This is a genomic window from Amycolatopsis sp. NPDC049159, from assembly GCF_040648295.1.
GTDB classification, from domain to species: Bacteria; Actinomycetota; Actinomycetes; order Mycobacteriales; family Pseudonocardiaceae; genus Amycolatopsis; species Amycolatopsis pretoriensis_A.
Genome location: NZ_JBEZDL010000002.1, coordinates 407180 through 421968 on the forward strand (window position 1 = coordinate 407180; position 14789 = coordinate 421968).

Consider the following 14789-nt stretch of genomic DNA (forward strand, 5'->3'; position numbering starts at 1 on the left):
CACGATGGCTCCCGTGACCCTTGAACACGTCCTCGCCCCGCTCGACGCGGCGCTTCCCGAGCTCGAAGCGCTGTACATCGACCTGCACCGCCACCCCGAGCTCTCCTTCGCCGAGACCCGGACGGCGGCCGAGCTCGCCCGGCGGCTGGAGCGCGACGGCTACGAGGTGCACACCGGCATCGCCGGGACCGGGGTTTTGGGCGTGCTGCGCAACGGCGAGGGGCCCACCGTGCAGCTGCGGGCCGACATCGACGCGCTGCCGGTCGAGGAGAAGACCGGGCTGTCCTACGCCAGCACCGCCCGCGGCACCGACGAGCACGGCAAGGACGTCCCGGTCATGCACGCGTGCGGCCACGACATGCACGCGACCTGGCTCTCCGGGGCCGCCGCGCTGCTGGCCAAGGGACGGGACACGTGGTCGGGCACGCTGCTGGTGGTGTTCCAGCCCGGGGAGGAGAGCGCGGGCGGCGCGTCGGCGATGGTGGCCGACGGCCTGTTCGACATCGCGGGCAAGCCCGACGTCGTGTTCGGCCAGCACCTGGTGCCCGGCCCGGCGGGCTGGGTGCTCACCCGGCCCGGGGTGATCATGGCCGCGACCGACACGCTGCGCATCACCCTGCACGGCCGCGGCGGGCACGGCTCGCGCCCGGAAACGACCGTCGACCCGGCCGTGCTGGCCGCGTCGGTGGTGCTCAAGCTGCAGACGATCGTCTCGCGCGAGATCGCCGCCACCGACTCCGCCGTGGTCACCGTCGGCTCGCTGCACGTGGGCACCGCGAGCAACGTGATCGCCGACGACGCCGTCCTGGAGGTCAACGTCCGGTCCTTCGACCAGGCCGTCCGCGAGCGGGTGCTGGCCGCGGTCGAGCGGATCGTCAACGGCGAGGCGGCCACGGCGGGGGCGCCGAAGCCGCCGACCGTCGAGCGGTCCGGCGCCTACCCGATCACCGAGAACGACGAGGCCGCCAACGACGCCCTCACCGAGGTCTTCCGCGCCCGCTTCGGCGCCGACGTGGTGCTGCCGGCCCCGCTGGTCACCGGCAGCGAGGACTTCAGCGAGTTCGGCCGCGCGGCCGGCGCACCCTCGGTGTTCTGGCTGGTCGGCGGGTTCGACCCGGAGACGGTGATCACCGCGATGACCGAGGGCCGCTTCGAGCGCGACGTCCCGTCCAACCACTCGCCGCGGTTCGCCCCGGTGCTGCACCCGACCCTGCGCACCGGGATCGAGACGCTCGTCGCCGCCGCGTTGAGCCGGTTGTCCCACCCAGGTGTCGCATGAGCGCCGCAGGTGGGACGATGGATCGTGGAGGTGGTGCAGTGACCACGCCCGCCAGCGGCTCGGACCCGGTGCTGATCACCGGGGCGGCCAGGTCGTACGAAGAACAGCTCGCGTCGCGCAAGCGCAAGTACGTGATCATGATGGCGTGCCGGATCCCGTGCCTGATCGCGGCCGGGCTCACCTACCACGTGTGGTGGCTGGCACTGGGGTTCCTCGCGATCTCGGTGCCGCTGCCGTGGATCGCGGTGCTCATCGCCAACGACCGCCCGCCCCGCAAGGCCGAGGACGTCAACCGCTACGAGCGGGAGCCGAAGGCGATCGAAGGCACGAGCCACCGCGTCATCGACGGCTGAGAGCGTCACTTTCGTAGGGAAAGATGCGTTTCCGGCCGGGCTGAAGCGGCACTTTCCCAGGGAAAGATGCGTGTCCGGCGGGTCGGGGCCGCACTTTCCCCAGGAAAGTTCCGGCTTAGGCCGGCTGGGGGCCCACCTTGCCGACGGCCAGCGCGCCCAGCCGCGTCCCGTGCCGCAGCACGTCCACAGTGGACTCGCCGGCCAGCCAGCCGGTGAGCACGCCGGCGTCGAACGCGTCACCCGCGCCGGTCGAGTCGAGGCACTCGGCCTCGACCGCGGGCACGCTCGTCACGCCGCCCCCGTCGACCCAGCTGGCGCCGTCCAGCCCGGCCGTCACGACCACCGCGCCGACCGCGTCCAGCAGCTCCTTCGCCGCCGCCGGGTCCGCCGAGCCGGTCAGCGCGACCAGCTCCTCGGTGTTCGGCATCAGCAGGTCGACGCCGCGGACGTCGTCGAGGAAGGCCGCCGGGTCGGTGATGTGCGCGGCCGCCTGGGGATCGACCGAGGTGGTCAACCCGGCTTCGCGGGCGGCGGCCAGCGCCGCCAGCCCGGCCGCCCGGGACGGCGGGTCGAGCAGCACGTACCCGGACAGGTGCAGGTGGCTCGCGCCGGCCAGGGCCTCGGGCGTGACGTCCTCGGGGGCGAAGCGCTGGTTCGCGCCGCGGTCGGCCAGCATGCTGCGCTGCCCGGCGGCGTCGACCATCACCACGACGCAGCACGTCGGCGCGTCGTCGTCGACGGCGAACGCGCACCGCACGCCCGCCGCTTCCAGCTCCGCGCGGATCAGCCGGCCGCCCGGGTCGTTCCCGATCCGCGCGACCAGCGTCGTCTCCGCGCCGAGGGAACGCAGCCACAGCGCGGTGTTCGCGCCCGAGCCGCCGCCGGTGAACCGGATCTTCGCGCGCGCGTCGCCGCCGTGCGGCAACGGCTTGTCGTGCCGGGCGATCACGTCCAGGGCCGCGTCGCCGACCACCACGATGCCGCTCATGCCAGCGCCACCGCGACCTCGGTGGCCAGCTTCGCGTTGTTGAGCACCAGCGCTTCGTTCGCGTCGATGCTCACGCCGCCGCTGGCGGTGTGGAAGTGCTCCAGCAGCACCGGCGTGACGTCGGCGCCGTGCACGCCGCGCTCCGCGACCAGCGCGAGGCCCTCGGCGAGCAGCCGGTCGTGCAGCGCCTTGTCCATTTCGGACGCTTCGGGGATGGGGTTCGCCAGCAGCACGCCGGAACCCGCGTACGCGCGGTGCGCGGCGACCACGGCGGCGGCCTGCTTCGGGTCGTCGACCCGCCAGCCGACCGCGTGCCCGGACGAGCGCAGGTAGAACGCCGGGAAGTCGTCCGTGCGGTACCCCAGCACCGGCACCGAGTTCGTCTCCAGCACCTCGAGGGTCGCCGGGATGTCGAGCACCGACTTCACGCCGGAGCAGACGACCACGGTCGGCACCTTCGCCAGCACGCCGAGGTCCGCCGAGACGTCCCACGACTGCGCGGCGCCGACGTGCACGCCGCCGAGCCCGCCGGTGGCGAACATCCCGATCCCCGCGGCGGCGGCCAGCGCCGACGTGCTCGCCACGGTCGTCGCGCCCGAGCGGCCGAGCCCGACGGCGGATCCGAGGTCGCGCAGCGACAGCTTGTCCAGCCCGGCGTCCGGCGCGCAGACCCGCTCCAGCTCGGCGGGGGAGAGGCCGACGACGACCCGGCCGTCGAGCACCGCGATCGTGGCCGGGACGGCCCCGCCGTCGCGGACCACGCGCTCGAGGCGGCGGGCGACGTCGAGGTTGCGGCCGGCGGGGAGGCCGTGGGACAGGATGGTGCTCTCCAGCGCGACGACGGGGTGCCCGTCACGCAGCGCCGAGGCGATCTCTTCGTGCAGGTGGAGTGGGGTGGTCACGAGGAACCATCATCGGTGATCGGTCCGCTCGCCGCGCCAGCGGGTCAGCTCGGCCGCGAGGTTCTTTTCCGCGGTGCTCGCCCAGCGTGCCCGCGCGGTTCCGCTGCGGTACAGCTCGCGGCTCAGCATGCCTTCGAGGACGGCGATGCGGCCTTCGCGCCAGACGTCGTCGGGGTACTTCGCGTACTCCTCGCGCACGTTCTTCGCGTAGACGGCGTACCGGTCGGGCGGCGCGCCGAGGATGCCGAGATCGGCGTCGAGCAGGGCGGTCGCGAGGTGGTCGGACGGCGGCGCGTCGTGCGTGATCGTGGCGAGGATCAGGCCTTCGACCCGCTCGACGTGCGCTTCGGCGGCTCCCCCGAGGGCCTCGCGGGCCCAGGCCGCGCTGGCCCGTTCGTCTTCGCCGGGCTTCGCGTCGTACACGACGTCGTGCGCCCAGGCGGCGACGGCGAGCACCGCGCGTTCGGTCTCGCCGAGGTCGCCGGCGAGCCAGGCCGAGTCGCGGACGACGGCCGCCGCGTGCTCGAGCGTGTGGTAGCGGCGGTGGGGCTCGGCGTAGCGCGCTTCGAGCCGCGGCCAGGACCCGGCCTCGCCGCCCAGCGCCTCGACGGCGTCGGGCCACTCCATCAGTCGAAGATCCCGCGGGGACGGGCCAGCTGGTCGAACCAGTCCTCGAGCTGCTTCTCCCAGTTCACGTCCGGCTTCATGGTGAACTTCCCGAGGAAGTCCTGCCCGCGCCCGCCGAAGCCGCCGCTCTTGCTCACGCGGACCCGCTTGGTGACCTCCAGGACGACGTCGGTGCGCTCGGCCGAGGTCAGGAAGGTGACCGCGACCTGCGAGAAGATGCTCGCGAAGCGCGGCGAGGGCGCGAAGCGGATCTCCTGGAAGAACGGCAGCTGCTGCTGGGCGCCGTCGACACGGCCCTGTTCGAGGATCGCTTCGCGGAAGGTGAAGCCGGTCCGGCTGAGCGCGTCGAGCACCCGCTTCTGGGCCGGGAGCGGCTCGATCGCGACGGCGTCGGCGTCGAAGGGGTCGCTCACCGCGGCGGCCAGGTCGAGCTCGGCCCGGACGCCGACCGCCATCCCGGTCAGCGGCTTGGCGTAGACGCTGGTCACCGGCGTCTCCCAGGGCAACGGCACCTCGAACGGCACCCGGACCTGCTGGCCGGCGCGGATGGTTTCGCGCCCGGCCAGCTGCTGCGTGCCGAACGGGAGGTCTTCGGTCTTGTCCTCGCCGGGCACCTGGACGCGCGCCAGCAGCGTCACCGAGAGGCCCTTGATCTCCTGGTCGACTTCGCCGCCGAGCAGCAGGACCTCGCCGTGCAGCGGACGGCCGGGGGCAGCGGCCGCCTCGAGCAGCCGGGCGTCGATCCGCGCCCCGCCGGAGCCGAACGTCGCGAGCACCTTCTGGAACATGCCGTGGATCCTGCCAGGCCGGGGACCTCCCGCGCGGGGACTCGGGCACAATGGCCGGGTGAGCACCGAGACGCTGACGAAGCCGGAAACCACGCCCGAGGGCACGGACACCACCGACGACGACACGCCCAAGATGTTCCACTACGTGAAGAAGAACAAGATCGCCGAGAGCGCGGTCATGGGCAACTTCGTGGTGGCGCTGTGCGGCGAGGTCTTCCCGGTCACGAAGTCGCCGAAGCCCGGCTCGCCGGTCTGCCCGGCGTGCAAGGAGATCTTCGACGGGCTGCGCCCGGGGGAGTGACCCCGGCCTGAATCCCCCGGCGGGGCCGACCCGCCGGGGATTTTCGCTGTCCGGATCGCTGTCGGGTCGCGGTCCGGAAGCGCACGAATCGGCGAACAAACGTGAAAAACCTTCATTCGGCGGGTGTGCCGGGTGCCGGTGTCCTGGTAGATCCAGCAGGCCAGGTCCCCTCACCCACCGGAGTCGCACATGCGCAGAACCGGGATCGTGCTCACCCTCGCCGCCCTGCTGGCCGTGGTCTCGCCCGCGCTGGCCCAGGCCGTCACCGGCTGGTCGGAGGTCGGCCGCGACCAGGCCAGAGCCCTCGACGAGAGCCAGGGCCTCGCGACGATCGTGCGGCCGTCGGGCACCACCATCCGCTACACCGGGATCGGCACCATCCCGGCGGACCTGAACTCGCAGGGCTGGAGCCACGTCGGCGACCCGGGCTCGGCCCAGGGCTGGTATGTGGAGCCCTACCAGCGTGACGACCGCGGCGCGAAGCTCTTCCGCGTCCAGGCCCCGGACGGCTCGTGGGCGAACTACAAGCACAACCTCGAGTCGTGGGAAGCGAACAACAACTCCTTCGCCGCGGTCTCGCCCGACGCCCGCTGGATGGTGGCGGGGGAGTGGGGGACGATGGACCGCCTCCTGGTCCACCCGATGCCGGGCACGGTGGTCACGAACCCGGCACAAAACCTCCCGTACGCCTCGGCGATCCGGCTCGACCACCCGGTTCGCGACGTCCAGGGCTGCGACTTCCAGACGGCCACCCGCCTGCTCTGCGCATCCGACGACCCGGACGGCAGCCTCTTCGGGACGACGAAGCCGCTGCTGCAGGTCGATCTGGCCGGCGCACTGTCCGGTTCGGACGTCGTCGGGCACGTGACGTCGCTGGGTCAGCTGCCGCTGCGGAGCGGTTGCGGCGGCAACTTCGAGGTCGAGGGGATCGACTTCGACGAGCGGGACAACACGCTGCGGGTGATCGTGATGTCGCCGAGCATCTGCATCCTGTTCGATTCGATGACGTACCGCTTCAAGCAGTGACGACGGTGGCCGCCCGGCACCTGATCGGTGCCGGGCGGCTGTCCGAGTCCTGACCCCGCGCGGCCCTCATCGGTCGCGGCCGAGCCGAATGCCGCGACCGCACGGCGGGGCGGGTTCGGACCGGCGTGCGACGTGCGCGGAGGTCCGGGCGTCGGCACTTCACGCTGACGGCTTGGCGCGTGATCGGTGCCGGCCGGCTGTCCGAGTTCTGCTCTGCGGTTCTGCTCCGCGCCGGGCGCGTGCTCGACGCGGCCCTCGCCGGTCGCGCCGTCGGGCCGCGCCGAACGCCCCGAGCGCGTCGCGGGGTGGGTTCAGGCCGGCGTCGTCGGATGGCGGCGCCGGATGCTCCGCGGTGCGTGCGCCGGCGAGTGACGACGACGAAGGCCCGCACTTTCACGTGAAAGTGCGGGCCTTCGTCCTGCGGTCGGGACCGTCAGGCTGTCGGGGCCGGGTCCAGGGACTCCGACTCCGGGGCCTTCGCCGGGTGACGGCGAGCCTCGCGGCGGGCGTGGCGGCGTTCCTTGCGGGTCTCGACCATCGTGTACAGCGTCGGGACCAGCACCAGGGTCAGCAACGTAGAGCTGACCAGGCCGCCGATCACCACGATCGCCAGTGGCTGGCCGATGAAGCCGCCCTGGCCGGTGATGCCCAGCGCCATCGGGACCAGCGCGAAGATCGTCGCCGCCGCCGTCATCAGGATCGGCCGCAACCGCCGCCGGCCGCCCTCGGTGACCGCGTCCGCGACGCTCATCCCCTCGGCCCGGTACTGGTTGATCAGGTCGATCAGGACGATCGCGTTGGTCACCACGATGCCCACCAGCATCAGCATGCCGATCAGCGCCGGGAGGCCGAGCGCGGTGCCGGTCGCCAGCAGCAGGCCGATCGCGCCGGTCGCCGCGAACGGGATCGACACCAGCAGGATCAGCGGCTGGATCAGGCTGCGGAACGTCGCCACCATGATCAGGAACACGATCGCGATCGCCGCCAGCAGCGCCAGGAACAGGTTCGAGAAAGCCTCCTGCTGGTCCTGGCTGACCCCGCCGAGCGAGTACGACGCGCCGCCGGTGAACGTCAGCCCGTCCAGCTTGGACTTGATGTCCGCCGTGGTCTTGCTCAGGTTGTCGCCGGTGTTCTTCGCCGTCACCGTGGTCGAAAGGTCGCCGCCGGTGCGGTGCACCGACGCCGGGCCGTCCACAGTGGACACCTTCGCGACCTCGTCGAGCCGGACGACGCCGGTGGGACCCGGGATCGGCAGGCCCTTCACCTGGTCGACCGTGACCGGCGCGGTGCCGGCGCGCAGCACGACGTCCGTGCGCTGCCCGCCGACCGGCAGCTGCGTCACCGTGCGGCCGGCGATCGCCTGGTTGGCGACCTGGCCGATGGTGCTCGCCGACAGCCCGCGCGCGGCGGCCGCGGCGTCGTCCACCTCGACCTGCACCCGCGGCGAACCGACGGCCAGGTCGCTGGTCACCTCGGTCAGCCCGGACACCCCGCCCAGCGCCTGCACGACCTGGTCGGACGCCGGCTTGAGCGCGGCCTCCGACGGCGCGGTCACCGTCACCGACACCTGGTCGGAGTTGAAGCCGGACGCGTCCGCGCCGATCTTGATCTCGCCCAGCTCCGGCCGGGACGCCAGCTTCGCGCGCAGCCGGTCCGAGAGCGCGTCGAGGTCGGTGTCCTTCGCGACCGTGACCGAGATGCTCGTGTTCGTCCCGCCGCCGAAGCCGAACGCCCCGCCCCCGCCGACGCTGACCTGGTAGGTCCGCACCGCGGACTCCGCCGCCAGCGCCTGCTCGACCGAGGTGGCGGCCTTCTCCTTGGCCTCGACGCTGGTGCCCGCGGGCAGCTTCTGCGTCATGTTCAGCGTGGTGCCGCCGGACTGGTCGAGGAAGTTCGTGTTCAGGCGCGTCGCGAGCCCGACCGTGCCGGCGAAGATCAGCAGCGCCAGCAGCACGACGGTCAGCCGCCGCTGGGTGGCGAACCGGATCACCGGCAGGTAGGCGCGCTGCAGCAGGCCGCGGCGCTCCTTCTCGACGGCGGCTTCGCGCGCCCGCTCGGCCTCGATGGCGTCCGCCGGGATCGCGGGCTGCTTCAGGAACCAGTACGCCAGCACCGGAACCACGGTCAGCGACACGAGCAGCGACGCCAGCAGCGCCACCGTCACCGTGATCGCGAACGGCGAGAACAGCTCGCCGACGAACCCGCCGACGAACGCGATCGGCAGGAACACCGCGACGGTCGTCAGCGTGGACGACGTCACCGCGCCGGCCACCTCGCGGACGCCGTCGAGCACCGCGCGCTGCTTTTCCTCGCCGTAAGCCAGATGTCGCTTGATGTTCTCCAGCACGACGATCGAGTCGTCGACCACCCGGCCGATCGCGATGGTCAGCGCGCCGAGGGTGAGCAGGTTGAGCGACAGGTCGCCGGTCCACAGCGCCAGCAGCGCGACCACCACCGACAGCGGGATCGACACCGCGGTCACCAGCGTCGAGCGCACCGACAGCAGGAACAGCAGGATGACGACGACGGCGAACGCCAGGCCCAGCAGGCCTTCGGTGGTCAGGCCGCTGATCGCGTCCTTGACCGGGGTGCCCTGGTCGAACACGACGTTCATCTCGGCGCCGGTCTTCTTCGCCAGCTCCGGCAGCTTGTCGCGCACGGCGTCGGAGATCGCGACGGCGTTCCCGTTGTCCACCATGGTGATCGAGAGGCCGAGGCTCGGCTTGCCGTTGGTGCGCGTGATCGACGTCGGCGGCGCGAAGCCGGCCTGGACGTCGGCGACGTCACCCAGCTTCACCGGCCCGCGCGCCGGGGTGCCCGGCCGCGACGGCGAAGCGGCCGCACTCGGCGTGAGGTAGAGGTTGCGGAGCGAGTCCACAGTGGTCTGCCCGCCACCGACCTGGACGCTCAGCGTCTTGCCGCCTTCGGTCAGCGTGCCCGCCGGGACCGCGGCCCCCGCCGTCTGCAACGAGGTGGCGATCGACGCCGGGTCGACGCCCGCGGCGGCCAGCTTCGCGTAGTCGAGGGTGATCGTGACGCGCGGCTGCTGCACGCCCGTGACGGTCACCGTGCGGACGCCCTCGATCTTCCGCAGCTCCGGGGCGACCTGGTCGGTCAGCGCGGGCGCGAGCGCCTGCGGGTCACCGGCGGTGCCCGCGGCGACCAGCACCACCGGCAGGTCGTCGGTGCTGCCGGCGGACACGGCGGGTTCGGAGTTCTGCGGCAGCCGCGTCCGGACCTGGTTCACCACCTGCTGGATCTGCTGGACGGCGCCGTCGATGTCCGTGCCGAACTCGAACTGGGCGACCACGCGCGAAACGCCGTCGGAGGACGTGGAGTTGACCTCCTCGAGCCCCTTCAGCCCCTGGAGCGCGCCTTCCAGCGGCTCGGTGACCTGCCGGTCGACCGCGTCCGGCGAAGCGCCCGCGTACGCGGTGACGATCTGGGCCTGCGGGAACTGCAGGGACGGGAACAGCTGCTGCTTGATCTGCGGCAGCGCGAACGCCCCGAACCCGACGACGACGAGCGCGAGCAGGCCGATCAGGCTTCGGTTGCGCAGGCTCAATCTGGCCAGCACGGACATGACTCTGGGAACCCCCTCGGGAACGACGCGGCGACCGACGCCGGCGTCAGTGACCCGGAGAGCGTCCCACGCCCGACCTGAGGAGCGACTCAGTCTGAGGGTGGATTCCGGGTCGTCCCTTGGGAGGACACCCGACCCTGAGGAGCGCTGGGTGCCGGTTCCGGCGCGCTCGGTGACGAGGTGTCCTCTTCGGACGGAGCGTCGCCGTTGCCGGAGACGTCTTCGGCGCGCGGGCGCTTCATCGGCGTGGTCGTGCGCTCCCACAGCTTGCGGCCGTCTTCCGAGCGCAGCCGCTCGGACGCGCGTTCCATCTCCAGCCGCCGCCACTTGCGCCGCTGCCGCCGGGTCGCCTTCGCCGGCCACAGCTCCTGGATCGCGCTGTTGAAGTAGGCCCCGCCGACCACGGCCAGCCCGATGAAGAACATCAGCAGCAGGAACGCGATCGGCGCGGCCAGCGCGCCGTAGGTGTAGCCGGTCTTGGTGATCCAGTTCAGGTAGACGCGCAGGCCGACCGAGGAGAGCAGGAAAACGACCATGGCGAGCACCGCGCCGGGCAGCCCGCGGTGCCACGGCAGCTTCCGCGGCAGCGCCAGCTTGTACAGCGTGGTCAGCGCCAGGGTGATCACCACCCCGAGGGTCGGGAAGTACAGCGCGCTCACCCACGACGTCACGGTCGGGCGCCAGTCGCCGGGGAAGAACTCGGGCAGCAGGTCGGGGCCGATCGCCAGCAGCGGCAGCCCGACCACCAGGATCACCAGGCCGCACAGGTACAGCAGGAGCGCGAAGATCCGCTGCCAGACGTCGTTGCGGACGCCGTACTGGTCGTGCGCGACGGTGATCGCGTCCACGAACGACGACATCGCCGACGACCCCGCCCACAGCGAGATCAGGAAGCCCACCGAGACGATCTCGCCCTTGCCGACGGTGAGGATGCTGTTCACGGTCGGTTCGATGATGTCGTGGACGGCGTTGGCGCTGAAGATCGTCTTGCAGAAGCCGATGATCCGGTCGTGGACCTGCGCGACGACGTCCTGGCCGAACCACTCGCCGACGAAGCCCAGGCTGCCGAGCAGGCCGAGCAGCAGCGGCGGGAGCGACAGCGTCTGCCAGAAGGCCGCTTCGGCGGCCTCGGAGAAGATGTTGCCCTCCCAGGCCTTCCCGAGCGTGCGCGTGAGGAGGCGCCACGGCCCCTTGCGGGCCACCTTCGTCGCTGCGGACGGCTGCACCTCACCCATGACGTGTCCAGCATGGTCCATCGGTGCTGATTTGGCTCGTCACACCCCCTGCGGCCGGGCGTGTCGGGGGACATCACCCGTGCCGGTGCCCGGAACTGTCGGACCCGGCCGGTAGACTCGCTCCAGTGCCCTCACCGCAAGTCGCCGGCCGCCCAACGCGGCAGCAGCCGGTACCACAGTGAGGGTTTTCGCACGTCACAGCACTTGAGCGAGGGGGGACCGGCATGACGGAGACGCAGCTCGGGGCGCCTCCCGCGGAGAAGGACTCGACCGCGCGCCCGCTGCGGGCGTGGCAGCGGCGGGCGCTCACGAAGTACCTGACGCGGAAGCCGAAGGACTTCCTCGCGGTGGCGACGCCCGGCGCCGGCAAGACCGTGTTCGGCCTGCGGATCGCCGCGGAGCTGCTGAGCGACCGCACGATCGAGGCGGTCACCATCGTGACCCCGACCGAGCACCTCAAGCACCAGTGGGCGGCCTCGGCCGCGGCGGCCGGCATCGCCATCGACTCGAACTTCCGCAACACCACCGGCGTCACTTCGTCGGACTACAACGGCGTCGCGCTGACGTACGCGCAGGTCGCGGCGCACCCGACGCTGCACCGGGTGCGCACGGAGAACCGCAAGACCCTGGTGATCCTCGACGAGATCCACCACGGCGGCGACGCGAAGTCCTGGGGCGACGCGATCCGCGAGGCCTTCACCCCGGCCGTCCGGCGCCTCTCGCTGACCGGCACGCCGTTCCGGTCCGACGACTCGGCCATCCCGTTCGTCTCCTACGAGCCGGACTCCGGCGGGTTCCAGCGCAGCAAGGCCGACCACTCGTACGGCTACGCGGACGCGCTCGCCGACGGCGTGGTCCGGCCGGTCGTCTTCCTGGCCTACTCGGGCGAGGCCTCCTGGCGCACGAGCGCGGGGGAGGAGTTCACCGCCCGCCTAGGCGAGCCGCTGACCGCGGAGCAGAACGCGCGGGCGTGGCGCACGGCGCTCGACCCGTCCGGCGAGTGGATCCCGGCGGTGCTGCAGGCCGCCGACACGCGGCTGTCGCAGGTCCGCCAGGGCGTGCCGGACGCGGGCGGCCTGGTCATCGCCACCGACCAGGAGACGGCGCGGGCGTACGCGAAGATCCTCGAGCGTATCTCCGGCGAGGCGCCGACGCTGGTGCTCTCGGACGACCCCAAGGCGTCGGGCCGGATCAAGGAGTTCTCGGAGACCAACGAGCGCTGGATCATCGCGGTCCGGATGGTCTCCGAAGGCGTCGACGTCCCGCGCCTGGCCGTGGGCGTGTACGCCACGAGCGCGTCGACCCCGCTGTTCTTCGCCCAGGCGATCGGCCGGTACGTGCGCGCCCGGAAGAAGGGCGAGACGGCGAGCGTCTTCCTGCCGTCCGTCCCGGTGCTGCTGGAGCTGGCCAGCGAGCTGGAGGCGCAGCGCGACCACGTGCTGGGCAAGCCGCACCGGGAGAAGGAAGGCTGGGAGGACGAGCTCCTCGCCCAGGCCAACCGCACCGAGGACGAGCCGGGCGAGGAGGAGAAGGCGTTCACCTCGCTGGGCGCCTCCGCCGAGCTCGACCAGGTCATCTACGACGGCAACTCGTTCGGCACGGCGGTGTTCTCCGGCTCGGACGAGGAGCAGGAGTACCTGGGCCTGCCCGGGCTCCTGGAACCCGACCAGGTCCGCGCCCTGCTGCGCAAGCGGCAGGAAGCGCAGATCGCCGACGAGAAGCGCCGCAAGCCGGGCAAGGAAGAGGCCCCGCCGCCGGCGGCCCGTCCGCAGTCGGTGAGCGAGCGGCTCGGCGCGTTGCGCAAGGAGCTGAACGCGCTGGTGGGCATGTACCACCACCGGACCAAGAAGCCGCACGGCGCGATCCACAACGAGCTGCGCCGGGTCTGCGGCGGCCCGGTGACCGCGATGGCGACCGTCGAACAGCTCGAGGAGCGGATCGTCACCCTGCGGTCCTGGTGACCCGGCCGCGGTTTTCCCGCGCCCGGGCCGGGCCCGCCACGAGATCCTCACCCGCGCCGCCGGGCGGCCCCGATGTCGCCCGAGCGGTTGAACTCGGCGGTCACCGTCCGTTCCTGGTCAGTACCAGTCGCTTTGTGACGCTCAGTGCGTCCCCGGTTACCCATCACCTGCCCGTGCGTCCCCCGGCAGGCGGTTCCCCGGGCACGATCCACGCGGAATTCCGCAAGTCGGCGACCAATCACCGCCCGGTCGCGTGGGTTCGCCACGGGTTGCCCACAGTGCACGCCGAAGGAGTACCTTCACGGCGTCAAGAAACCTGGATGTAACAGAGGGTGAGTGCCGGCGATCACATCGTCAGCGGATCTGCTCTTTCCGGGCGAGGTTCAGCTCGTGTTGCCGAACCGTGTCCAATTGGTGTCATTTAATCGATCCAGCTATCTTCCCCGCAGCCGCTCAGCGGCATATGTTGTCGCCCACAACATATGCGCGACGGTGCGCCGGGACCCTCCGGATCACCGCCCCGCAGGCCCGAGACAGCAACCGTCGACGGCCGCTCGTCACCAATGCTTGGATCCGGAAGGAACGAGGATGCGCAGCAGAACCCTTACCCTCCTCGCCGCCACGGTGAGCACCGGCCTGGTGCTCACCGCTTGCGGTGCCAACAGTTCAGACAGCGGGGGCACGGGGAGCAACTCCGCTTCCTCGTCCGCGCCGGCCGCCGCCGGCGGCGCCAGCGGCAAGGTCGGCGTCATCCTCCCGGAGACCGCCACCTCGGCGCGCTGGGAGGCTTTCGACAAGCCGATGCTGACGGCCGCGCTGACGGCGCAGGGCTTCGAGGTCGACGTCCAGAACGCCCAGGGCGACAACCAGAAGTTCGCCACCCTGGCCGACGGCTTCATCAGCTCCGGCGTCAAGGTCCTGGTCATCGCCCCCGGTGACCCGGCCGTCGGTGCCGCGGTCGAGGCCAAGGCGAAGACCGCGGGCATCCCGGTCATCGACTACGACCGCCCGAGCCTCGGCGGCTCCGCCGACTACTACGTCTCGTTCGACAACGAGAAGGTCGGCCAGCTGCAGGGCCAGGCCATGGCCGACGCGCTGAAGGCCAAGCCGGGTGCGGGTTTCGTCCAGATCGAGGGCGCCCCGACCGACAACAACGCCACGCTGTTCACCAAGGGCCAGGACTCCGTCCTCGACCCGCTGAACACGGCCGGCACGCTGAAGCGGATCCAGAAGCAGCCGATCAACGACTGGGACAACCAGCTCGGCGGCACGACGTTCGAGCAGATCTTCACCGCCAACGGCGGCAAGGTCGACGGCGTCGTCGCGGCGAACGACGGCCTGGCCGGCGCGGTCATCACCATCCTGAAGAAGAACGGCCTCAACGGGAAGGTCCCGGTCACCGGCCAGGACGCGACCGCCGACGGCCTGATGGCGGTCATGCGCGGCGACCAGTACATGACGGTCTTCAAGCCGATCAAGGAAGAGGCCGAGGCCACCGCCAAGCTGGCCGCCGCCCTCGCCAAGGGTGACACGGCCGGTGCGGACGCGATCGCGACGGCGAAGCTGCACGACCCGAAGAACAACCGCGACATCAAGTCCGTGCTGCTCACCCCGACGACGATCCTGGAGAAGGACGTCAAGACCGTCGTCACCCAGGGCTACGTGAAGGCCGCCGAGATCTGCGGTGGCGACCTCGCCGCCAAGTGCACCTCGCTCGGCATCTCCTGAGCCGCCCGCTCTACCCAT

The 14789-nt window shown here is 71.6% G+C and carries 12 protein-coding genes; 6 read left to right on the forward strand and 6 right to left on the reverse strand.

Annotated elements, in window-relative coordinates; genetic code table 11:
• The first annotated feature begins 13 nt into the window (after positions 1-13).
• Positions 14-1279: an amidohydrolase gene (locus AB0B33_RS05160; protein WP_360767057.1), complete on the forward strand. Its 1266-nt coding sequence runs from the start codon at positions 14-16 to the stop codon at positions 1277-1279.
• Between the two features lie 17 nt (positions 1280-1296).
• Positions 1297-1632: a DUF3099 domain-containing protein gene (locus AB0B33_RS05165; protein ID WP_247011875.1), complete on the forward strand. Its 336-nt coding sequence runs from the start codon at positions 1297-1299 to the stop codon at positions 1630-1632.
• A 115-nt stretch (positions 1633-1747) separates the two neighbouring features.
• Here AB0B33_RS05165 and AB0B33_RS05170 read toward each other — a convergent pair whose 3' ends face one another.
• Genes AB0B33_RS05170 through AB0B33_RS05185 form a run of 4 tightly spaced genes read right to left on the reverse strand, consistent with a single transcriptional unit; the run spans position 1748 to position 4937 of the window.
• Entirely contained in the window at positions 1748-2620 is an 873-nt protein-coding gene (locus AB0B33_RS05170) for a carbohydrate kinase family protein (RefSeq protein WP_360767060.1), read from the reverse strand.
• Complete coding sequence (locus AB0B33_RS05175) at positions 2617-3522, reverse strand: pseudouridine-5'-phosphate glycosidase (RefSeq protein ID WP_360767063.1); 906 nt, start codon at positions 3520-3522, stop codon at positions 2617-2619. Before AB0B33_RS05175 ends, AB0B33_RS05170 begins: the two co-directional genes overlap by 4 nt.
• Positions 3523-3531: 9 nt before the next feature.
• Positions 3532-4149, reverse strand: a complete 618-nt coding sequence (locus AB0B33_RS05180; protein ID WP_360767066.1) for a hypothetical protein — start codon at positions 4147-4149, stop codon at positions 3532-3534.
• Complete coding sequence (locus tag AB0B33_RS05185) at positions 4149-4937, reverse strand: sporulation protein (protein ID WP_360767069.1); 789 nt, start codon at positions 4935-4937, stop codon at positions 4149-4151. The genes AB0B33_RS05180 and AB0B33_RS05185 overlap by 1 nt, the downstream gene beginning before the upstream one ends.
• A gap of 58 nt (positions 4938-4995) precedes the next feature.
• On the opposite strand from AB0B33_RS05185, the gene AB0B33_RS05190 reads away from it, so the two are divergent.
• Positions 4996-5238, forward strand: coding sequence for a DUF3039 domain-containing protein (locus AB0B33_RS05190; RefSeq protein WP_360767072.1), 243 nt, complete (start codon positions 4996-4998; stop codon positions 5236-5238).
• Positions 5239-5427: 189 nt separating this feature from the next.
• A complete protein-coding gene (locus AB0B33_RS05195; protein WP_360767075.1) occupies positions 5428-6264 on the forward strand; it encodes a hypothetical protein in 837 nt (278 codons plus the stop codon).
• Positions 6265-6697: 433 nt separating this feature from the next.
• On the opposite strand, the gene AB0B33_RS05200 is transcribed toward AB0B33_RS05195, so the two are convergent.
• Together AB0B33_RS05200 and AB0B33_RS05205 are read right to left on the reverse strand one after the other, a co-directional pair.
• Positions 6698-9847, reverse strand: a complete 3150-nt coding sequence (locus AB0B33_RS05200) for an efflux RND transporter permease subunit (protein WP_360767078.1) — start codon at positions 9845-9847, stop codon at positions 6698-6700.
• An 89-nt stretch (positions 9848-9936) separates the two neighbouring features.
• Positions 9937-11082, reverse strand: a complete 1146-nt coding sequence (locus AB0B33_RS05205; RefSeq protein ID WP_360767081.1) for a YihY/virulence factor BrkB family protein — start codon at positions 11080-11082, stop codon at positions 9937-9939.
• Between the two features lie 224 nt (positions 11083-11306).
• Between AB0B33_RS05205 and AB0B33_RS05210 the strand changes: the two genes are divergently transcribed.
• Together AB0B33_RS05210 and AB0B33_RS05215 are read left to right on the forward strand one after the other, a co-directional pair.
• Positions 11307-13043: a DEAD/DEAH box helicase gene (locus AB0B33_RS05210; RefSeq protein ID WP_247011859.1), complete on the forward strand. Its 1737-nt coding sequence runs from the start codon at positions 11307-11309 to the stop codon at positions 13041-13043.
• Between the two features lie 588 nt (positions 13044-13631).
• The gene (locus AB0B33_RS05215) at positions 13632-14771 is read left to right on the forward strand and encodes a substrate-binding domain-containing protein (protein WP_247011857.1); all 1140 of its coding nucleotides are present in this window, start codon (positions 13632-13634) and stop codon (positions 14769-14771) included.
• Positions 14772-14789 lie beyond the last annotated feature (18 nt).

What these genes read in the sequence shown, in the direction of transcription:
- AB0B33_RS05165 (WP_247011875.1), top strand. Translation starts at nt 1,297, where the DNA reads ATGGATCGTGGAGGTGGTGCAGTGACCACGCCCGCCAGCGGCTCGGAC.
- AB0B33_RS05170 (WP_360767060.1), bottom strand. Translation starts at nt 2,620, where the DNA reads ATGAGCGGCATCGTGGTGGTCGGCGACGCGGCCCTGGACGTGATCGCC.
- AB0B33_RS05180 (WP_360767066.1), bottom strand. Translation starts at nt 4,149, where the DNA reads ATGGAGTGGCCCGACGCCGTCGAGGCGCTGGGCGGCGAGGCCGGGTCC.
- AB0B33_RS05185 (WP_360767069.1), bottom strand. Translation starts at nt 4,937, where the DNA reads ATGTTCCAGAAGGTGCTCGCGACGTTCGGCTCCGGCGGGGCGCGGATC.
- AB0B33_RS05195 (WP_360767075.1), top strand. Translation starts at nt 5,428, where the DNA reads ATGCGCAGAACCGGGATCGTGCTCACCCTCGCCGCCCTGCTGGCCGTG.
- AB0B33_RS05200 (WP_360767078.1), bottom strand. Translation starts at nt 9,847, where the DNA reads ATGTCCGTGCTGGCCAGATTGAGCCTGCGCAACCGAAGCCTGATCGGC.
- AB0B33_RS05205 (WP_360767081.1), bottom strand. Translation starts at nt 11,082, where the DNA reads ATGGGTGAGGTGCAGCCGTCCGCAGCGACGAAGGTGGCCCGCAAGGGG.
- AB0B33_RS05210 (WP_247011859.1), top strand. Translation starts at nt 11,307, where the DNA reads ATGACGGAGACGCAGCTCGGGGCGCCTCCCGCGGAGAAGGACTCGACC.
- AB0B33_RS05215 (WP_247011857.1), top strand. Translation starts at nt 13,632, where the DNA reads ATGCGCAGCAGAACCCTTACCCTCCTCGCCGCCACGGTGAGCACCGGC.